Genomic DNA, 20525 nt, shown 5'->3' on the forward strand with positions numbered 1-20525 from the left:
TCGGAATGATCCTGACTCATCAATTATACAGGGCCTGGATTTCCTCATGATACTTCCTGGCCACGATATCACGCTTGAGCTTTAAGGTCTGCGTCAGGGTGCCGTTCTCCACGGAGAAACCGTCCCTGACCACGAGGAGTTTGCGCGGGATCTCGTAGCTCCCGTATTTATCCTCGAGCTGTTTCCGTATGCTGTCGTGGATAAATTGCATGACGACGGGAGATTCCAGCATGTCCTCGGGAGACGATTCAATGTTGTTTTTCTCAAGTATGCTCTGAAGCTGTTTCAGGTCGGGAACAACCAGTCCTATCGTGTAAGATTTGCCCTCACCGTAAATCATGATGTTCTCAATAAACGGCGCCAGGCGGATATCCTCCTCAATGGACGAGGGGAAGACATATTTGCCGTTTTCCAGCTTAAACTGTTCTTTTATTCTTCCGGTTATGTGAAGGAAACCTTCACTGTCGAATTTACCGCGATCGCCGGTGCGGAGTCCGCCGTCAACGGTCATAACAAGACGTGTCTCCTCGGGTTTATTGTGGTAACCCTTCATGACATTGGGGCCGTAAACCACGATCTCACCGTCGCCATTTTCCGGATCACCTTTTGATATGTCTATTTTTACCGTCACGTTATCTATAACCTTTCCGGCCGTTCCCAGTTTGAAGTCATAGGACCGGTTCATGGTTATACCCGGCGAGGTTTCCGTCATACCATAGCAGTCATAGACCGGTATACCGATGGAAAAAAAGAACTCGGCGATGTTCCTGTTCATAATGGCGCTTCCTGTCATGGATCCTTTCAGTCTCCCTCCGAAACGTTTTCTTATCTGAAAAAAAATGAACAGGTCGGCGGCACGGTAAAGCACTGACTCAATGATGCCCGGACCATTATTTTCCCCGGCCCTGAATTTTCTTGCGGCGATATCAAAAGCGGCCCGTGCCATGCGCGCGCGGAATACACCCCCGGACTGAATTTTTTCCATGATGCCCATGTATATCATGTTGAAAACCTTTGGTACGGCTATAAGCACCGTGGGCTTCACCAGGGCGATGTCCTCGAGCACGGTTTTGATACTTTCCATGAAACAGATGCAGGAGCCCGTCAGAATCATGGAGTAGAGTTCCACGGTCTGGCCGAAGGTATGGGCCCAGGGAAGAATGGAGAGACTCACCTCGTCGCTGCCGATTTCAGGATAGGCTTTCCTTCCGCCGTGAATATTGCTCGTTATATTGCCATGGGATAGAAGGACTCCCTTGGGTTCACCCGTGGTCCCCGAAGTGTAAATAAGCATGGCCGTATCATCGGGACCGGGGTGCAGGGACGGACTGGATTTCATGGAACCCTGGATTTCCAGGGCACGCAGGGAATTGCCCTCGGTCCCTTCAATCAGGAAGACATATTCCAGTGTGGGTATGGAAAGTATGTAATGGCGTACCTGGTGATAAATAGACAGGTCAGAGACAAAAAGGACCTTGAGTCCGCTGTCTTTTATTATATATTTCCATGTCTTCGGCAGCTCCGCTTCATACATGGGAATGAAACGTGCTCCCAGGCCGTAGGTGGCGAAAGCGGCAATGGCCCATTCGGGACGGTTGTTTGATATGATGCCCACGGAATCGTTCTTTCCAACACCGATGCCGGCAAGTCCGCTGCGGAGATTGTCCACGCGTTCACTGATCGACCGGTATGAGAGCCGGTTGTATGTTTTTGTTTTTTTATCTTTGATGCCGAAAAGCGGTTTTTGCGGGAAATCAGCCGCGCTCTTTTCAAAGAGTTCTACGAGATTGTCGGGTTTTTCATACACGTACATGCCTTCCTCCATAATGTCTGAAAAATACCCGGTTTGTCGCCGGGTAGTATAAAAATAACGGAAAATTATGGAGTTATCTAATCATAGATGCAGTTTGAAGATATTGGCAATGGTCATTTTTACATATGTGAAAATGACAGGTCCACGGGAAGAGGAATTTATCGTACCGATGCGGCCAGTTCCTCGCGGTATTCCGTGGGTGTTTTCCCTTTAATATATTTAAATACGCGGTTGAAGGTGGAGAGACTTTCGAAACCGACGGCATAGGCAATTTCAATGATTTTTGTATCATTATCATTGAGCATTCTCACGGCTTCTTCGATGCGCAGGTTGTTTATATATTCATTTATTTTGCTACCCGTATATGTCTTAAAGAGGCTGCTCATGTAATTGGGATTCATGTCAATGGCCGAGGCCAGGCCTTCGCGCGACAGATCCGAGGTGTAATTATCCTTAATAAATTGTATGATGCGGTCGAGTTTTTCCCGGGTAGTTTCATTTATATTGTTTTTATTTGCCGCTGCATCGGTTTTTTTCAGGTTTCCGTAAATGGCCTCGAGCTGCAGATTTTTTTTCATCACCTCCCTGGCGAAGAACAGGACAAACAGGAGCAGAAAAAAAGGAGAACAGAAGGTAACGAGCATGAGCACCAGGCGCGAACCGGTGAAGGAGAGTACTAATTCAATGGCTGCAATGGAGACGCCTCCCAGGGATATTATCCTCATCATATGTAAACGGAACCGGTCGGGCTTGATCTGATCAAGACGCCTGATGAGATAGAGATACAGCGGTGTCATGATCGCGAGATTCGCCACTCCCAGCGAATCGCCGATGTATGTGGTAATTACGGGCTCTTCTTTAAAGTAAATACTTGAAATGAGTATAATAAGGATGGCGCCCAGGACCGGGGGGATGGCCCGCCAGTTTATATCCGCGATAAAGACGCCATACATGGATTGAATGATGAGAATCAGTGCTAGGGAAAAGAACTGTATGGCCGAGTGGTGAATGAATTTTACGACTGATATGCTCACATCGCTGTAGGGGAAATACAGTGAGGCGACGAATATGATATAGAACAGCACGGCAAAGGAACTGTAGAGGTATAACCACTCCTTTCTGTTCCAGAGATAGAAAATAATTAAAATGAAGAGAATAAGGAAGGATATCGTAACCAGTTCAAAAGGCAGATGAATGAAAATAAAATCGGTGATGAGTGTTATGGCCTGGAAGCTTTTTTTCTGCCGCAGTGATACCGGTGAACTGATTCCCGCCACTTCATTGCTGAAGGTCCCCAGGTGAATGTATATTTCATTTTTACCCTTCCTGAGGATTCCATGGGGAATTTTATAATTTCTTCTTATGGGAAGAATGCTTATATCATGGGGAGAATTTTCACCGATAAGATGGCCGTTCAGGAAAACGCGGTCGGTATAAAAAACCCGTCCCATGCTGATTCCGTAAAAGAGGGAAGTATCCTCATTAATGGTAAACGTGCTTCGCAGCCAGACATATTGAAAACCATTGATTGGGGGATAGTCAAGATAGAGTCTGACGGGAATCTCCGCTGGTTTCCACTCTTTCGCCTGCTGTGCGATTTCCAGGCCCGGGTCCTGCCTGTACAGTATTTCCCAGGGGCCGATGACACGCGACGGCATTTTGTCGGAGCAGGACATGGACAGTGCTGTCATGGCCCCTATTAACAGAATTTTCTTGATGATATTTATTTTCATATTCATTGTGTTGAGATACTGATCTGATCCGGGGTCAGAGCATGGTAAAGAATCAATATTTCCCGGGGCCATACTATCCAATACAGGGCTTTTGCAGTCAAGAAAAAAGATAATTGACTTTTAATCTGAATCATTTACTATCCGTTCTATTGTGATCGGTGAATTCTATTCTTTTCAGGGTCAGGGGATTTTCTTTAGCCTGATACTAATAAATGATCCATGCAGAACCGATATTTAAAAAAAGGAAACCACCAATAAAGCTATGATCGATATTTCTGTGGAAAAACACGGTTCAACCTCGGTAATGCATATCCAGGGCAAGTTTTATACCGATTCCATTGAGAAGGTAAAAAACATATGGAATGCCCTGGTTAATGAGTCTCCCCATGTCATAGCCATTGACTGCAGAGAACTGCGGGGCGTGGATTCCTCGGCGGTGGGAACAATGGTCTTATTCCTTAATTTCGCCATGGATAAAAATATCAAGCTTGTTTTTTATGATCTGAGCCCTGAAGTGAAAAAGGTTTTTAATGCCGCCAAGCTCAACAGTTTTTTTACCATCACGACAAAACGGAATTTCGAAAGGCAGTTTTTTTCTTTTTCACTGTCTCACTGAAAGAGCCCTTGCCTGTTCTGTATTTTTGGTTTTCAGTCCTTAGCCGCAGCTTTTTTTCCCGAAATATATTCATCTTCCAGCTTTTCAGCGAGGGATTTATAGTACCCGTTCGAAAGGGTCTTGTATACGTTGAAACCTTCCAGCTTTAATGTCCGGAGTATCCTCTGGAACTGGCTTTGATCTTCTTCCGATTGATATATTTCAGTGCAGATGCCATGTCTCTGACCATAACCGCATTTCATGCATGAGGGATTATGCCGTTTGGAAACTGTTATTTCATGGTTATAATTATTAAAATAGCAGAAGGGGCATAATTCATAGTTAATACCCGAGGCATTGTGTTTTTGAATTCTCTTGTCCATCTTGATCCATATTTTTTCGGCTTCGTCCTCGTTCCAGCTCATTATCTCTTCCCTGTCCCCTTCTAGAAAATACCAGTCTTTGGGAATTGTTGTCATCTCTTCCAGGTGAATTGATTTTAATTCCATGAAAGACGAGAGAAGCTTATTGTAATTTTTCATTTGTCCACCCCTTGAAATTGTGCCCATATGCTGAGAACTCATCGGGCAAATACCGGTTTATGTCAATAATAAATCACTCCACCATACCGATGGAGATTCCTGATATCAGAATTTAACATATAATTAATGCGGAAACCCCTTCCCTTAGGGTATATACTTATATACATTATATGCTTAATAATAATATAAGTATTTTTTCAGACTTTTATAGTATACTTTTTTTCCTTTGTGTTAAATATGTTAAATTATCAAAAAATCACCTGGAAAAGACTAATTTCTGTCAGTATGAGTATAATAATTATTGCCATTATAAAAACATGGGATATAATATACACATATTGAACACATGATTTTATGTTTTGTAACAAGCAGTCAAATTACTTCCGGTGGACCCATTTCTTTTCATGTTCTCTGGCAACGGGTAGCAGCACGGTAAAATCCCGTTCACCGGATTTTAAACTGAACTATTCGTTTCATTGCAGATTTTCGGATTGTCAATTCTTTTATAGAGAACATGACAAATAATTCTTATCATTTTACAAAAGTTTTTATGGGGGAAACCCCTATAAAATAATTAGGTAATGCACTGTTCAATAAAAGGCAGTATTGCCTATTGCAAAAAAAGCTGAAATGGAGTTAGCTTATTTATCGTAATAATATAGAATAAAGGTCTATATTATTACGAGTGGTTACTCAGAGTCTTTTATGCGTCGATCTATTCCGACATCCGGTGACAGGTATTCCGTGATGTCTTAAATATATTAATATCAGGATTTCCTATGAAAACTTTGTTTTGTTCAACAACAAGTCTAATTCTCTATCTCGCGCTCACGGCAGGCAGCGGGGAAGTGCTGCTATTCTGGTCGATTGAGGAACTCGTCGTAGGAGTTATTGTAAGTATTTTTGTCGGCCTGGTGTCCTCATTTATTATTCCCGATTCTGTCGTGGGGGAGATTGCGAATCCACTCAAATGGATTGCCGCTACATTTTATATGGTGGGCCCCTTTCTCCTGGCGCTGCTCATGGCCAACATAGAGGTACTTTACCGTATCATGACCGGGAATATACACCCGGCCATTGTGAAGGTTGAATCGGACCTGAAAAGCGAAACCGGCACCTACTTCTTTGCCAATTCCATAACACTCTCTCCGGGAACTCTTACGATTGCCGTAGATGAGGAGACCCATGCAGTATATGTCCACTGTCTTGAGTGGAAAAAAGAAAAGGGTGTCAAGGCCGAACCGAATGATGTGTGCCTTTTTGCTTATTTCTGGATGAAAAAAATATTTGGATGAAAAGGGAGAAAGCATGCAGGAGTTATTAATAGTAACGGCACTGGTCATAAGCATCCTCATATTATTCATGGTTGTCAGGATTGCTTTCAGTAAAAATGTCCCCGAGAGGATCGTTGCGCTCGATACCATCAATACCATAGTCATTGTACTCATGATTGTTTTGGGAGAGTACACGCGCAAGGCCCTTTATATTGATATAGGAATAGTGTACGGCATTATTTCATTTATCGGGACACTGTATATCGCCCGTTATCTCAGAGAGGAGAAGTCTAAATAATGGAAATAACCGCATATGTTCTTATAGGGATAGGTCTTTTTATTTCTTCCATGAGTGTCGTTGGACTCATGAGGTTCCCCGATATCTACACGAGACTGCATGCCGCGACGAAGACCACTACTTTCGGCAGCATTTTTATCGTGGCGGGGATCATTCTCAGGAATTTCGTGCATACCGACAATGCAAGCATCATTATCATGGTGCATGCCATGCTGGCCCTCCTGGTCATCATTTTTACCAATCCAATAAGCGCTCATGCCATTGCCAGGGCCTCGCTGCTGTCGGGTATCAAACCTTTTGGTGTAAAAATAAATGAATTTGAAGAGCAGCAGAAAAAGTTTAATAAGGAGAACAGGCTGTGATTACTTCGGTCATATTTATCATACTATGCATTGTCATTATTGTGACTGCCATGCTGACCCTTTATTTCAGGGATCTGCTGGCCAGTGTTGTCAGCTATTCAGTCATGAGTCTCGTGTTAACCGTCGTATTTCTCCATCTCGACGCACCTGACGTGGCGATCGCCGAGGCGGGAATCGGCGCGGCGCTCACCACCTGTATTTTTGTAATTGCCGTCAGGCTTACCAGGAGGCGTGAAGAATGAAGATCGCAAGCTTTTTATCATTGTTTCTCATCGCGGGATTTCTCTTCGTTGGCATAAACAGGCTTCATCCCGTAGGACAGCCCCTGGGGAACCAGAATGTTTTCATCGACCGCACCGGGGAGCTGACGGATATCACCTATGTCGACACCATGGACGATTATTATCTCCGCAACGGCCAGCGTGAAACGGGATCGAATAATATCGTTGCCAGCGTAGTTTTTGATTATCGCGGATTCGACACCATGGGAGAAGCCAGTGTACTTTTCCTGGTTGTCACCAGTATATCCATGCTTCTCTATCCGTCCATACGGCTGAAGCGGGACACGGTGGAACTGCGTGATCCCCGGACAGGGTTCCCCATGGACATGACCCGGATCGTCTCGAACGGAACGTATCTCATGTTTCCCCTCATCCTGGCCTTCGGAGCGTACCTGGTAATACACGGTCACCTGTCTCCCGGCGGCGGTTTTCAGGGCGGAGCGGTCATGGCATCGGGGACGGCGCTGCTCATCATAAGTTCCTATATCACCAGCCATCTGCACAGGACATACAATATATTTTCATTTTTTGAATCACTGGGCCTCACAATTTTCATCGGCATCGGTTTCGCCGGCATCGGCGTTACCTTCCTGTCAAACTTCCTGGCAAACGGGTCACCGGCCTTCTTCGGCAGAGTGATTGATCTGGGACCTAATTCCGGTTATCTGAATTCCGCGGGATTGCTTCCCTTTCTCAGTCTGGCCATAGGGATGGAGGTTTTTTTCGGTTTGAGCATAATACTGGTTTCCATGTTTCACCTTGCACGCAAGGAAAAAGATGAAAAGGGAATGATCAAGTGATCAAGGAGTAATTACCGTGAGCGATTTTTTTCTATATGTAACCGTGGTTTTACTGATATTTCTCGGGGTTGTCGCCCTTTTGTATAAACGAAATCTCATTAAAATCGTTCTGGCGATAAACATCGTCGAAAGCGGCATAAACCTGTTTTTTCTTACCCTGGGGTACCGTCCCGAGGGTACGGCGCCGATTTTCACTCTCGCGCCGGCACTGTCCGATCTCAAAATGGTCCTGCCCACGCCTCAGGCGCTGATTCTGACCAATATCGTTATCGGGTTCGCAACCTCGGCTCTCATGCTGACCTTTGCGATTCTTACCTACAGGAACAACAGGACATTGGATATTTTCAAACTGAGAGGCGTGAAAGATCATGAGTAAGCATTTACCCATTCTCATCATAACGATTCCTCTGCTGACGGCATTCATGATGCCCATCGCGGCACGGATAGGGATAAAGGTCAGGAACGTACTGATGCTGATTGCCATCCTGGCCGTTAATATCATGCTTTTATCCCTTATTCCCGATGTTGCCCTTAATTTCGGAACCATATTCTACACTGTCGGAGCTCCCAATCCCCTGGCAATCAATCCTGAAGGCCTGGCCTTCCCGATCCGTATCATTTTAAAAATTGACGGATTTTCTCTGTTTATGGGAATCATATCGGGTACGGTAGCCCTCGTGGCCTTTCTCTATTCCTGGAAATTCATCAAAGAGGACGGCAAGAAAACCTATTATTTCATACTGATGCTTCTCATGCTCGTGGGAATGATCGGCCTGGAATTTACCAATGACCTGTTCAACTTTTTTGTATTCATGGAGATTCTTTCCATTTCATGTGCGGCTCTGGTAGCGTACGAAACCGAGGAAAAGCATCCTCCCTACGCGGGATATAAATACATGCTCATCAGTGCCATTGCCACAAGCTTCCTGCTTCTCGGTATAGGCCTGCTGTATGCACAATACGGTTCTTTCAACATGGATTATATCCATAACGAGATGAACCATTCACTCCTGGACAAAATGGCGCTCATCTTCATGCTGATTCCCCTGGCCATGAAGGCCGGGGCAATCCCCATGCACATGTGGGTTCCCGACACCTATTCCGAGGCTCCTGCGCCGGTGACGGCCATGCTTGTTACGGCCAGCCAGGCCAGCCTTTACGGGGTTTTCCGGTTTTCTTTCTCAGTTTTCGGGAATCCCATCAGCAGTATATCGATTAATTATAATTCCCTTGGCTGGGTCATAATAATACTGGGCGTGCTCTCAATGTTTGTCGGCGTTGCCATGGCACTGGTACAGCATGACATAAAACGTCTCATGGCCTTTCACGCCGTTTCTCAGACGGGATACATGCTCCTGGGGGTTGGCGTGGGAATCGCGGTGTATGCTGCCGGAGACAAAGGCGCGGCCTTCGAGTCTTTCGGTAAAGTTGCCATGATCGGCGGTATTTTTCATATCATGAATCATGCTTTTTACAAGGGGCTGCTCTTCCTGACCTCGGGCGTTATTGTCCGCCGGTTCGGCACGCGCAACCTTGATAAAATGATAGGCCTTGCCCATCGTGATACCTTCACGGCCGTGGCGTTCATAATCGGCGCCCTGGCAATCGCAGGGATTCCGCCCTTCAACGGTTTCGCGTCAAAACTGCTTATTTATGAATCGGTCTATAAATTCAGCCCGCTCCTGTCCATAATCGCCATGTTCGTGTCGGTACTTACTCTGGCGTCCTTTGTGAAGGTCTTCTACAGTGCCTTTCTCGGGCCGCGGCGTGACGATCTGATAATTAACGCTGAGCCCATTTCCGCCGGGATGAAGATAGGTATGGGGATTCTCTGTGTACTGGTGGTACTCATGGGTCTTTTTCCGGAAGTGGTTATTGATGTCCTGGTGGAGCCTGCCATTGCCGGGCTGGTCACAATTAGATAGGGAGATTGTCAAATGAATATCATAAATTTTTTAACGCTGAACATGGCGGGTGTGTACTGGAACCCGGTTCTTCTGGTCATTCTCTTCTGCATCCTGCTTCTCATTGTTGTTGTCTGGGGGCGGATATTTTTCCGGAGGGACTATAACAGGGACACGGGACAGGTCAAACCCTTCAATTCCGGCTTGCTCGATGAAGTCAATTATAATGTGCAGTCTTCGAATCTCTACTGGGGGTTTCGCAAGGCGCTGGATTCTTTATACAAGGTAATGATAAAGAATCATGACGGAGACCTGAACAATTACCTGAAATGGATGGTAATCATCATTGCCGCCTGCCTGCTTCTGATCAGTGGAGGATTATTGTAATGAAAAAAAGCGGTTTAAAAAATCTCAAGCGATCCCTCTGGGTGTTTCATCTCAATACCGGATCGTGCAACGCCTGTGATATAGAAATTCTTGCCACGCTCATGCCGCGTTACGACGCGGAGCGCTTCGGTATCAAGCTGGTGGGAACACCGCGGCATGCCGATATCCTTCTCGTGACCGGGACGATGACGGAAAAAATACGGGACAAGATCATACGGGTCTATGAGCAGGTTCCCGATCCGAAACTGGTTATGGTAATAGGGGGATGCGGCTGCACCAAGGGCGTCTTCCAGGAATCCTATGCCATGGCCGGGCCCGTGGACATGTTTCTTCCCGTCGATGTCTATGTGCCGGGTTGTCCGCCGAGACCTGAAGCGATAATATACGGTGTGGCCAGGGCCTGGGAGAAATTGGAAAAACTGGAGAAAAAAGATGAAATTGCATCCTGATTATATAGCCGACAGGCTGAAATATGTATTCGGCGAGGATATTCATGCCTCAAGGATTGTAGAGCGGGAACAGGGGGTGACAAGAAAGGTGACCCAGCGGGTTCTTCACGTCACAATGGCGCGGCGGGTTTTTCACCGGGCACTGACGCTTCTGAAGAATGAATTTGCACAGCCCCATATCTCGTGCCCCATGGCTTCCAAGGAGTATGATGAGGGGATGGAACTGATTTACCCCTTTACGCTTTTTTCAGGTGAGGGGGAGTTCAACGAGATTCCCGTCGTTATTACCGTGTTCATTCCTTACAAGGATTTAAGGATACGGACCGTTTCCGATGTGGTGCCGGGGATTCTTTACATGGAGAGGGAGACCAGGGAAATGCTGGGAGTCATGTTCGAGGATACTCCCGATGACCGGAGGCTCTTTACGCCATTGTCGCTTCCACGCGATATGCATCCCATGAGGAACGGCTTTATTGACCCGGCAATAAAAAACAACGCCGGCAAGGAAGGTGTCAAATGAGTCTTCAGACATATACATTGAATATAGGGCCCACGCATCCGGCCTTCAAGGAACCGGTACAGTTTAAATTCGAGATTGATGGAGAAATAGTCGTTAAAACCGACATCGAGTTCGGATATACCCACCGCGGAATAGAAAGCGTTGCCCGGTCGCGGAATTTTATCGAGGTCATTTATCTCCTGGAGCGAGTATGCGGGATATGCTCCGTATCGCATCCCATGGCTTACTGCATGGCGGTTGAACAGGCCGCAGGCATAGAAGTTCCGGGACGGGCACAATACATCCGCACCATAATCGGAGAACTGGAGAGGCTCCATTCTCACCTGCTCTGGGCCGGCGTGGCTGCCCATGAGATCGGTTTCGATACGCTTTTCATGTATACCTGGAATGTCCGCGAGGATGTTCTCGATCTGCTGGAACTGGTTACAGGAAACCGGGTCAACTATGCCATGCTCACCATTGGCGGTGTGCGCAGGGACATAACCGAAGAGCTTGTTCCGGTCATCAGGGAGGTCCTGGACCATTACCGCTCCCTCTACAACAGGATGAGTGAGATTATGCTGCATGACGAATCGGTGCGTATGCGCTGTGAGGATGTGGGAGTGCTCACCTATGAAGACGCATTGAGATTCTGCGCCGTGGGACCCACGGCACGGGCATCGGGTCTGAACAAGGATGTCAGGGTCGATTATCCCATGAACGCCTATCCGGACATGGAATGGCTGCGGCCCGTGAGCCCCCGGGACCTGGGACGCGAGCCCCATGGTGATGTCTATGACAGGGTCATCGTCAGGGTCCTGGAAATTCAGCAGTCCATCGAGATTATTGAATACTGTCTTGATCATATGCCGGAAGGACCGATTGCCGAAGAAACCAATTCCGTGAAGATCATCAACAAGCTGAAAAAGATGCAGGGTGAGGGCATGGGACGATACGAGGCTCCGCGCGGTGAGGTGTCCCATTATGACATTCTCGATAACAGGGAAGGGCCGGCTCAGCTGAAGGTGAAAGCTCCCACCTATTCGAATATGCAGACATGGGTTACCATGCTCGAGGGAGCGGAAATTGCCGATATTCCCATCGTGGTGGCTTCCATCGATCCCTGTATAGCCTGCGCTGACCGGATGACGTTCACAAAAGGAAACGGAAAAATTGTGACACTGACGTCGGCTGATCTGCATAAGATGAGTATTGAGAAAATGAACGAGGTGCGTAGAAAATGCAATCGATAGTTGTACTGATAGCGGCGTCTATTCTAATATTTGTTCTGAGCATATACGTGGGGTTGTTTCTCAAGGGTATAGACAGGAAAGCGGCTGCCTATTACCAGTCCCGTATCGGGCCTTCGCTGCGGCAGCCCTTCTGGGATCTGAAAAAGCTCATGCTGAAGCAGACAATCATTCCTGAAAACGCCGTGGGCTGGATTTTCAAGGGAGCACCGGCAATTTCCCTTGTCTCGTCGGCCGTTCTTCTCATATATATTGTCATGCCTTATTTCATGTACCTGGCCGGGTATCACGATTTCTTTCTCTATGCCGGGGATATTATCCTTGTTGTATATCTGCTTATGATTCCCGCCATTGCCATGGTTGCCGGAGGTTTTGCTTCGGGATCCCCCTATGCATCCATCGGTGCGCAGCGCGAGATGGTTATTCTCATGACAACCGAGCTGCCCCTGGCCATCATTGCCGTGGCCTTTGCCTGGAAGGTGTCTAATATCGATCCCAGGATAGCGCCCTTTGCCCTGGTTTCCTTTTCACAGCATCCGCTGTGGATCGGCATGGGTCCCCTGGGGATAATGGGCGGGACCATGCTGGCCATCACCATGGCGGTGATAATCCCGGCTGAACTGGCAAAGATACCCTTTGACCAGGCCGAGGCGGAAACGGAGATTGCCGACGGGCTCCTGGCCGAGTATTCGGGCAAGTACCTGGCCTTCTTCCATCTTGCCGATGCCGTGAAGGTCCTGGCCATCACCTCCCTGGCCGTGATCCTGTTCTTTCCGCAGGGGGTCAAGGAGCTGTGCGGATGCAGCCTGGTTATCGGCTCCGTGGACCTTACCCTGGCCGCCGATATCCTGCTTTTTCTTTTAAAACATGTGCTGATATATTTTTTCACGGTGACAACGGTGAGGATTGCCATGGCCCGGTTCAAGATATCCCATGTGGCCAGGATTTTTGTCATTGGAATGACCGCCACGAGCCTTGCGGGATTTTTTCTGATTTATCTGGATACGATTATCATTAAATTTTAAGCTTCAAGACCAGGAGAGCGCCATGTTCAGCAGTATTTATCAGGTTATGGAAAACTTCTTCCTGAAGAAGGCCACCAATATATTCCCCGTGAAGCACACGCCCCGGTCCATCATCAAGGTCCTGGAAAAAGGGAACATTCACGGGCCCGTGCCCGTGCCACGGGGATTCCGGGGAAAGCCTCTTTTCGATTATGAAAAATGTATCGGATGCAGTATGTGCGAGAAGGTATGTCCTGCCCGGGCCATCGAGATGTACCCCGTCGTTGCCAATGAAAAAAAATCAAAGAGAGTGGTGATATATCTCTCGCGCTGTACCTATTGTTCCGAATGCGCCGAAGTGTGTCCCAGAGAGGCCATAGTCATGTCCCAGGACTTCATGACGGCCGATTATGACAAGTATGGCGATTCCCTTGTCGTGGGGATAGGGGAGCGCAGGCTTCACGAGGTCCATGAAGAACCCGCACCGGCACAGGACGTGCAGAAAGAGGGCGACTGATTTCAGGAGCCCCTGGCCGGGGGGATGCTCATGATTTCTCCCGAGTGCAGATGTTCCATGAGGCGATCAATGCCGTCTGCCACGGCCCCGCTCAATCCCTCGCCGAATTCGGTTGTCCCCGGCTGGATGCCGATAAACAGTATTTCTCCCGCATGTGGTTTCAGGTAATCGACGAGGAAAGCAAGAGGCGCAGCATGAGTGTTGAATCCCGAATCCTGCGATAAAAGGTGCAGCGGCACCCGTCGCAGTGTGCCCGGCTCCTCTCCCAGATCGCAGGCGTCCACGATGACAAGAAGGTCGGGGTGCTCCCTTTTGATCACTCCCGTATAATTTTCCGGTATATCGGCGCCGTCAATGGAAAGCCAGCCCTCATGTACAAAGCGGTCAGCCGTGCAGCTTCCGGCGCCGTCGTCGCTGCGGAGCCTGTTGCCGATGCCGAGGAGTATATTTTTCATGGCTCATTCCGTATTGTCGGGATTTTGCATCAATACCTGAAATCAGGTGAAAATTAAAGAGTGTATCACGCAAAGGCGCTAAGACGCAAAGCGTTTTATTGGAAACAATGAAAATATATCATTTCCTGATTTAAGTATTGCTGGAGAGATTCAAATAAAAATATTTAAAAAAACTTCGCGCCTCTGCGTCTCTGCGTGAATTATTATTCACTTTCTTTACCCGATTATAGTCAATGCAAATTGAATAGTTTTAAATATTTTGCCCTATCCCCGTATTTATTCAATTCATTTTTTATTCCGATATATATTTGTATCCAGACTTTGAGAGTTGAACGGCAGGGGGGAATGTCATGAAACACAGCGTCACCTGTAACTGGATGGGGAAGGTAGCCTTTGAAAGTGAGATAAACGGCCACCGGATAATCCTTGACGCATCAAAGGACAGCGGCGGAGAAAACCGCGGACCTATTCCTCCATCGCCATTATATATGAATTCAGTGAAGAAGACAGGAAGCATGACGATAAAATCAGGAAAGCCGTTAACCTGTCCCAGGAGAAGTACTGCGGGGTGAGCGCCATGCTCCGGAAGGCATCGGAACTGTCCTTTGAAATAGCCTATATTCCGCCGCTATAATCAGAAGATTTCCATGCCGATGATGCAGATATCGTCATTGAAGTGCATGTCGCCCCGGAAAAGTATTACTTCCTCGTAAATGTTCCGTATGAAATCACTGATGGGCAGGCCGACGATGACAGGCAGTATTTCTTTCAGCTTGTCCTCAAAAAATATCCCATCTTCATTTTCAGCCTCGGTAAGACCGTCGGTGAAGAAGAGAAGCTTATCACCATCTTTGAGGTCGATGGTCTTTTCCTCGAATGACAGGTTCCGGAAAGATCCCAGGAGTTTGCCCCGGCTTATCAATGGATAGAACGTCTCACCCTTTTCACTGATGTGCAGGGGATACTGGTGACCGGCCCGGGCATAGGTGAGGCGGTTGTTCCCGGGATCGAAGATACAGTAGAAAGCCGTAAGAAACAGGTCATTCGTGAGATAGATAAGCTTTTCGTTGATATACTGGAAGAGCTTTTCCGGTGATTGCAGTTTGTCGCCCGAGGTTTCAATGAGCGTCTTGATCATGGCCGTTACCAGGGCGGCATAGATGCCGTGCCCCGAAACATCCCCGATAAAAATACCTATTTTATCATCGGGCAGCTTGATAAAGTCGAAGAAATCTCCTCCCACCTGTTCCATCGGTTTATAGATAGTTTTAAAACCGAATCTGTCGTGTACGGGAGGCCTGAGGGGAATCAGGTGCTGCTGAATATCCCGTGCCATCTTCAGTTCGTGCTGAATCCTGATATTGTTGCTTTCAATTATAGAATTCTTCAACTCCAGTTCCCCGGCGGCTTTGAATGCATCAAAGCGGACCCTGTTTATCATCGCACCGATAATCAGTGCCGCCAGTATGGCGATGATTGGATTGGAAAGGGCAATGATAAATTCCCTGCCGGGATGGAAGGTTACATAGACCGATGACATGAAAAATACAAGGGGGAAAAAATAAACAAAAAATAGATACACCGCTCCCCTGCGGGCAATAGCGAGGATGCCGAAAATGACCACGATCATGCCCAAAAGGGAATCAGTGAAAAGGGCCGTGCCCCAGCACAGAAAGGCGAGCCCGCTCATCATGAACATGGTGCTGGAAAAAAACACGAAAAAAAAGGCTTCGACAAGAAGAGAAAAATTTTTCAGCGGTGATATAATGATAATGATGAGGAATAGGGCCGGAATAATGGGGATGAGCCGCCAGAATAAAATTGAATCCGGCAGGCCGGCGATAAAAAGGTCCTGGTAGAGAAAATAAAGAAAGCCGGCAATGCCGAGGGAACTTATCAGTATGCCGTTTTTCAGAATATACTCAACGTGAACTGCCTGAAACTTTTCTTTTATACTTATTCCCGATGTTTCAATCATATCTTTTCAGAGTACTTTACGGATTTTATCACTTTACGGATTTTATACCGGAGCATTCCATATCCCCTTTGATGCTATCTTGACCATATAATAAAATGGTTCTGCCATTCAAGTAAATTAATTTTTCAAATGGAATAATCGTTTTCCGGCGAAAGATGCGGATAAAAAAATATTTTCTTGATAATTCAGAGCCTGCTGCTATACTTTATGCATATTGAGAAGAAAGAGGAGCAGGGGAATGAAAATAGTTATCGTGATGATCAGCAGTATATTCATTGTCATGGGGTGCGCTTCAACACCGGAGAAGGCCTCTGATAAATGCATCAGCGGCGACTGCCAGAACGGCAAGGGAATTTTCGTATCGGCATCGGGGTCCCGGTATGAAGGATCTTTCAAGGAAGGCTATCCTCACGGAATGGGAAAACTCATTTCGGTCAAGGGGAGCGTCTATGAGGGAGAGTTCAGCGAGGGAACCTTTCATGGCAAGGGCGTTTATACGCAGAAGAGCGGTACTGTTTATAAAGGCGATTTCAAGGGCGGGAAATACAACGGCATGGGGACCGTTACCTATCCCGATGGCACGACATATACGGGAGAGTGGTTTGATGATAAGCCTCATGGCAAGGGAAAGCTGAAATCATCGAATGGAGACAGCTATGAGGGCGAGTTCAAGAACGGCCAGTTCGACGGATACGGCGTGCTTGTTGAGGCGGGCGGCGACCGGTACGTTGGGCAATGGAAAAATCACAAGAAAGACGGCCGGGGAAGATACACTTTTGCCGACGGTGAAGTCTGGGACGGCGAATTCCAGCAGGATAAATTTATCGGGAAGAAAAAGCGGTAACTACCGTCTCCGGGACGGAGCCGGTTTTACGAGATATACGAGGCGCTGATGGGCTGAACCAGGTATTTTTGGTTGAGGACATTGGCGCTTTCCAGCAAACCTTTCAGAATCACATCCAGGGCCGCGTCGAACATGGCTTCCACGGTTTTGCCTTCCATCTTGACATATGTCTTATGCACGAACATGATGTAAACACTGTAGATAAAATCCGTCAGATGATCCACGTCAACGGGACGGAAGCGTCCCGCATCGATCCCCTTTTGCAGCAGACCCTTGAGTATATTCATGGATTCAATATTGATACGGTAAAAGTGGTCTTCCTCGGGGTAGAGGGGGAATATGGCCGGATCATTGATTACGACATTGCGCATATCCTCGTCGAGGGAGAGATATTCATAGGATTTACGGCAGATGGTAATGAGCTGGTCCACGATGTCAGGGATATTCTCTATGCTAGTGATGACATTGCGCTGCCATCGCCGCAGACCATGGGCCACGGTCTTCTCGTAAAGGTCGCGCTTGTCCCGGACATAGAGGTAGAGGTTTCCCTTGGTCATGCCCAGTTCCGTGGCGATATCCTCCACGGTGGTTTTCTTGTAGCCGAACCGGGCGAAGATTTTCAGTGAAGTTTCCAGCAGTCTTTCGGTCTTGTCCTTTTTGTTCATTCATATATCTCACTGAACATATATGGACATGTCAATGAAAAAATTCAGCATTGATTCATTTCAAAATTACTTGACAGAGGGAGGCTTATTATCTAATGTACCTTACAAGTAAGATATATTAGAGGAAAGTATATGTCGGTGAAACATCTTATCATGGGAGCCTTAATCCAGAATCCCGATTATGGGTACAATATGAGAAATCGCTTTTTCAGCAGAATTCTCACGGAATTCGGACTCAATGACGGACAGCTCTATCCAGCCCTGAAACAAATGGAAGCCGATGAACTCATCGAAAAGGAAATAGAATACCAGGACAGCGGGCCCAACCGGCACAAATATCATATCACCGAAAAGGGGCGTCGGGAGTTCTTCGCGTGGCTTGAGTCCTCCGAGGGGGAGGAGCGGGCCTATCGCTACGAGGCTATCCGCAGCGATCCCTTCCTGAACCGCTGTATTTATCTTAATCATCTGGAAAAAACAAAGGCTGTTGAAAAAATAGAAAGGCAGATAGCGCTGGTGGAGGACACCGTTCTGGATTTCAGGAAGGCCCTGGAAAACATGACGGCCCGGAAACTTGACAGGATAAAAATAAAGATCGTGGAATACAGCCTGAGAAACCAGGAGACACGGCTCCAATGGCTTCGGGAACTGCACGACGAAATAAACAAACAGGGGTAAGTATTATGGATAACTATGAACAGCTGCGCCTGGTGCTTGATACGCATCCTTCACGGGCGCCGGAATCGCCGGTCTTCGATAAAATACTGAGGATGCTTTTTTCTCAGGAGGATGCTGCTATTGCCGTTCATATGAGTTTCAAACTCAAAAAAGCTACCGAGATAGCACTGGCCGCGGGGCTTTCCCCTGAAGAGGCGGGAAAGCGCCTGGAATCCATGGCCGACCGGGTCATCATTTTTGCCCGCGAAAAGGACGGCGAAATGCTCTATTCGCTCCTGCCCACCATTCCGGGCATCTTCGAGTTTCCCTTTATGAAGGGAGCCAATACGCCGGAGCTCCGGGAAATAGGGCGGCTCTGGGAGGAATATCACGCCGGGGCCCTGGGCAACGCCTTTGCCGGAAATCCAACACCGGGCGTACGGGTATTTCCCCTGGCGGAGTCGCTGAAGGGGAACTCGTCGGTTCTTGCCCATGAGGAGGCACAGGCCATAATCGCAGGAAGTGAATATATTTGTCTCACCAATTGTGCCTGCCGGGAGAGCGCGGGACACTGTGATGCTCCCCGTGACGTATGCATGGGATTCGGCACCGGTGGAAGGTTTCTTGTCGACAGGGGATACGCGCGGCAGATCTCCCGGGAAGAGGCCCTGCGGGTCCTGGAGCGGGCTGCTGAAGCGGGACTTGTCCATGTGACGGACAATCATGCCGGTTCGCCCGGTATCATATGCAATTGCTGCCCCTGCTGCTGCACGGTTCTCCGGGGAAGGACGCAGCTTAATCATCCCCACGCCGTGAGTCCCAGTTCCTTCGCGGCCCTGGTGGACGAAGAAAAATGTACTGCCTGCGGAATATGTTCCGACGAGCGGTGCCCGGTGAAGGCGATCACAATGGCAGGCAATGCTGCCCGGGTTGACGCCGATGCATGCATCGGGTGCGGTCTCTGTGTCACGGCATGCCCCGCCGAGGCCATAACCATGATGCCGCGGGCCCAGGCGCCGGTGATCCCTGCCAATGTGAAGGAAATGGGCCTGAAGATCATGCAGGAAAAGGGCATCCTGAAGGAATTCCTGGAAAGGGGACAAAAGTAATGGCATTTATTACGAAAAGCATGGAACTCATACGGCACGACGATGTTACCTGTGTCCAGGGACGTTTGAAAAACCGCTTCATGGGAGGCCTGGCAGTCAGTTTTTATCATCTGGAAAATTGCCTCATCGATACCGGCACATCCTCCATGGCCGACCTGTACCTGGATTTTTTCCGCAGTTATCCCATAGACCAGGCGGCACTGACCCATGTTCACGAGGACCATGCGGGCCTGGCCCCGTGGATACAGTCCAACCTGGACGTGCCCGTGTACCTCCATGCCGGTGATCATGAAGAAGCGACGCGGGGAACGCGTCTCTACCTGTACCGGAAAATGGTCTGGGGAAACCGGGCTCCCTTTGCTGCCGACCCGCTGCCGGAACGTATCGAAACGGGCCGCCACACTCTACAGGTCATTCATACACCGGGGCACAGTCCCAATCACGTTGTGTATCTGGAAAAAAACAGGGGATGGCTTTTCACCGGCGATCTCTATATCGGACCGAAGCAGAACGTGTCCTTTCTCGAGGAAAACACTCTCGACGCCATTGCTTCAATAAAGAAGATACTTGCAATGGACTGGGACACGATTTTCTGCGCCCATGCCGGGATTCAAACTGACGGAAAGAAAAAGTTTATGCGAAAACTCCAGTTTTTCGAGGATATCCGGGGAAATGTTGAAGATCTTTATGGGCAGGGAATATCCCTGAAGGAGATCAACAGGCGGCTCTTTCCCAAAAAGGACCTGTGGGAGCGGTTATCTCACGGGGAATGGACTTCCTACCGCATGATCAGCACCTGTCTTCAAGAAAATTGAGGCGGGATAAAAATTGAGCGGCAAAAGTATATTTTATTGACAAATTGATGTTTCACAAAATAATGTCACATCGCGTTTGAGATGGTTGACAAATCAGGCCGTCTCTATGTATATTGACACATCAAACATGGTGGAAGTAGCTCAGTTGGCAGAGCCCAGGATTGTGATTCCTGTGGTCGCGGGTTCGAGCCCCGTCTTCCACCCATCGCGGGACAGATTCGAACCCGCATTTGCAGGGATGTCTGCGCAACGCAGCACATCCCTGTTTAGTATATAGCGGTAGGGAATTTTCCA

Annotated in this window: 24 protein-coding genes, 1 tRNA gene and 1 pseudogene; 20 read left to right on the forward strand and 6 right to left on the reverse strand. The window is 48.0% G+C overall.

Annotation, left to right across the window (positions count from 1 at the left end):
- Positions 1-19: 19 nt before the first annotated feature.
- On the reverse strand, positions 20-1825 hold the full coding sequence (locus CVV44_20000; GenBank protein PKL35807.1) for a long-chain fatty acid--CoA ligase: 1806 nt from the start codon (positions 1823-1825) through the stop codon (positions 20-22).
- Between the two features lie 146 nt (positions 1826-1971).
- Positions 1972-3618 carry a hypothetical protein gene (locus CVV44_20005; GenBank protein ID PKL35808.1) on the reverse strand — a complete coding sequence of 549 codons (1647 nt, stop codon included), beginning with the start codon at positions 3616-3618 and terminating at the stop codon, positions 1972-1974.
- Between the two features lie 190 nt (positions 3619-3808).
- Here CVV44_20005 and CVV44_20010 point away from each other — a divergent pair, with 190 nt between their 5' ends.
- Positions 3809-4162 carry a hypothetical protein gene (locus CVV44_20010; protein PKL35809.1) on the forward strand — a complete coding sequence of 118 codons (354 nt, stop codon included), beginning with the start codon at positions 3809-3811 and terminating at the stop codon, positions 4160-4162.
- Positions 4163-4194: 32 nt separating this feature from the next.
- On the opposite strand, the gene CVV44_20015 is transcribed toward CVV44_20010, so the two are convergent.
- Complete coding sequence (locus CVV44_20015) at positions 4195-4683, reverse strand: hypothetical protein (GenBank protein PKL35810.1); 489 nt, start codon at positions 4681-4683, stop codon at positions 4195-4197.
- Between the two features lie 779 nt (positions 4684-5462).
- Between CVV44_20015 and CVV44_20020 the strand changes: the two genes are divergently transcribed.
- From CVV44_20020 to CVV44_20080, 13 genes are all read left to right on the forward strand, one after another.
- Complete coding sequence (locus CVV44_20020) at positions 5463-5978, forward strand: cation:proton antiporter (GenBank protein ID PKL35811.1); 516 nt, start codon at positions 5463-5465, stop codon at positions 5976-5978.
- On the forward strand, positions 5971-6255 hold the full coding sequence (locus tag CVV44_20025; GenBank protein ID PKL35812.1) for a cation:proton antiporter: 285 nt from the start codon (positions 5971-5973) through the stop codon (positions 6253-6255). Before CVV44_20020 ends, CVV44_20025 begins: the two co-directional genes overlap by 8 nt.
- Complete coding sequence (locus CVV44_20030; protein ID PKL35813.1) at positions 6255-6617, forward strand: cation:proton antiporter; 363 nt, start codon at positions 6255-6257, stop codon at positions 6615-6617. Before CVV44_20025 ends, CVV44_20030 begins: the two co-directional genes overlap by 1 nt.
- A 50-nt stretch (positions 6618-6667) precedes the next feature.
- Positions 6668-6859, forward strand: a complete 192-nt coding sequence (locus CVV44_20035; protein ID PKL35959.1) for a hypothetical protein — start codon at positions 6668-6670, stop codon at positions 6857-6859.
- 359 nt (positions 6860-7218) lie between these two features.
- Entirely contained in the window at positions 7219-7698 is a 480-nt protein-coding gene (locus CVV44_20040) for a sodium:proton antiporter (protein PKL35960.1), read from the forward strand.
- 16 nt (positions 7699-7714) lie between these two features.
- On the forward strand, positions 7715-8074 hold the full coding sequence (locus tag CVV44_20045; GenBank protein ID PKL35814.1) for a cation:proton antiporter: 360 nt from the start codon (positions 7715-7717) through the stop codon (positions 8072-8074).
- Positions 8067-9623 carry an NADH:ubiquinone oxidoreductase gene (locus CVV44_20050; GenBank protein ID PKL35815.1) on the forward strand — a complete coding sequence of 519 codons (1557 nt, stop codon included), beginning with the start codon at positions 8067-8069 and terminating at the stop codon, positions 9621-9623. Before CVV44_20045 ends, CVV44_20050 begins: the two co-directional genes overlap by 8 nt.
- Positions 9624-9635: 12 nt before the next feature.
- A complete protein-coding gene (locus CVV44_20055) occupies positions 9636-9989 on the forward strand; it encodes a hydrogenase (GenBank protein ID PKL35816.1) in 354 nt (117 codons plus the stop codon).
- Entirely contained in the window at positions 9989-10438 is a 450-nt protein-coding gene (locus CVV44_20060; GenBank protein PKL35817.1) for a hydrogenase, read from the forward strand. The genes CVV44_20055 and CVV44_20060 overlap by 1 nt, the downstream gene beginning before the upstream one ends.
- Positions 10422-10958 (forward strand): hypothetical protein, encoded by a 537-nt coding sequence (locus tag CVV44_20065; GenBank protein PKL35818.1) that lies wholly within the window; start codon positions 10422-10424, stop codon positions 10956-10958. The genes CVV44_20060 and CVV44_20065 overlap by 17 nt, the downstream gene beginning before the upstream one ends.
- Positions 10955-12190, forward strand: coding sequence for an NADH dehydrogenase subunit (locus CVV44_20070; GenBank protein PKL35819.1), 1236 nt, complete (start codon positions 10955-10957; stop codon positions 12188-12190). Before CVV44_20065 ends, CVV44_20070 begins: the two co-directional genes overlap by 4 nt.
- A complete protein-coding gene (locus CVV44_20075) occupies positions 12178-13212 on the forward strand; it encodes a formate hydrogenlyase subunit 4 (protein PKL35820.1) in 1035 nt (344 codons plus the stop codon). The genes CVV44_20070 and CVV44_20075 overlap by 13 nt, the downstream gene beginning before the upstream one ends.
- 22 nt (positions 13213-13234) lie before the next feature.
- Entirely contained in the window at positions 13235-13708 is a 474-nt protein-coding gene (locus tag CVV44_20080) for an NADH-quinone oxidoreductase (GenBank protein ID PKL35821.1), read from the forward strand.
- A gap of 2 nt (positions 13709-13710) precedes the next feature.
- Here the strand turns inward: CVV44_20080 and CVV44_20085 are convergent, their stop codons facing one another.
- Positions 13711-14163: a hydrogenase 3 maturation endopeptidase HyCI gene (locus CVV44_20085; GenBank protein ID PKL35822.1), complete on the reverse strand. Its 453-nt coding sequence runs from the start codon at positions 14161-14163 to the stop codon at positions 13711-13713.
- A gap of 350 nt (positions 14164-14513) precedes the next feature.
- On the opposite strand from CVV44_20085, the pseudogene CVV44_20090 reads away from it, so the two are divergent.
- A pseudogene (locus tag CVV44_20090) lies at positions 14514-14797 on the forward strand (hypothetical protein).
- Here the strand turns inward: CVV44_20090 and CVV44_20095 are convergent.
- Positions 14798-16141, reverse strand: coding sequence for a hypothetical protein (locus CVV44_20095; protein ID PKL35823.1), 1344 nt, complete (start codon positions 16139-16141; stop codon positions 14798-14800). It abuts the pseudogene before it with no gap.
- 238 nt (positions 16142-16379) lie between these two features.
- Here CVV44_20095 and CVV44_20100 point away from each other — a divergent pair, with 238 nt between their 5' ends.
- On the forward strand, positions 16380-16985 hold the full coding sequence (locus CVV44_20100; protein PKL35824.1) for a hypothetical protein: 606 nt from the start codon (positions 16380-16382) through the stop codon (positions 16983-16985).
- A 26-nt stretch (positions 16986-17011) separates the two neighbouring features.
- Here the strand turns inward: CVV44_20100 and CVV44_20105 are convergent, their stop codons facing one another.
- Positions 17012-17650, reverse strand: a complete 639-nt coding sequence (locus CVV44_20105) for a hypothetical protein (GenBank protein PKL35825.1) — start codon at positions 17648-17650, stop codon at positions 17012-17014.
- 132 nt (positions 17651-17782) lie between these two features.
- On the opposite strand from CVV44_20105, the gene CVV44_20110 reads away from it, so the two are divergent.
- The 4 genes from CVV44_20110 (at position 17783) to CVV44_20125 (ending at position 20436) form a co-directional block, all read left to right on the forward strand.
- Positions 17783-18328 carry a hypothetical protein gene (locus tag CVV44_20110; protein ID PKL35826.1) on the forward strand — a complete coding sequence of 182 codons (546 nt, stop codon included), beginning with the start codon at positions 17783-17785 and terminating at the stop codon, positions 18326-18328.
- The gene (locus CVV44_20115) at positions 18286-19416 is read left to right on the forward strand and encodes a hypothetical protein (GenBank protein ID PKL35827.1); all 1131 of its coding nucleotides are present in this window, start codon (positions 18286-18288) and stop codon (positions 19414-19416) included. Before CVV44_20110 ends, CVV44_20115 begins: the two co-directional genes overlap by 43 nt.
- Complete coding sequence (locus CVV44_20120; GenBank protein PKL35828.1) at positions 19251-20231, forward strand: Zn-dependent hydrolase; 981 nt, start codon at positions 19251-19253, stop codon at positions 20229-20231. Before CVV44_20115 ends, CVV44_20120 begins: the two co-directional genes overlap by 166 nt.
- Positions 20232-20361: 130 nt before the next feature.
- Positions 20362-20436 (forward strand) — tRNA-His (locus CVV44_20125).
- Positions 20437-20525 lie beyond the last annotated feature (89 nt).

It is taken from the genome of Spirochaetae bacterium HGW-Spirochaetae-1, from assembly GCA_002839375.1.
Taxonomy (GTDB): Bacteria; Spirochaetota; UBA4802; order UBA4802; family UBA5550; genus PGXY01.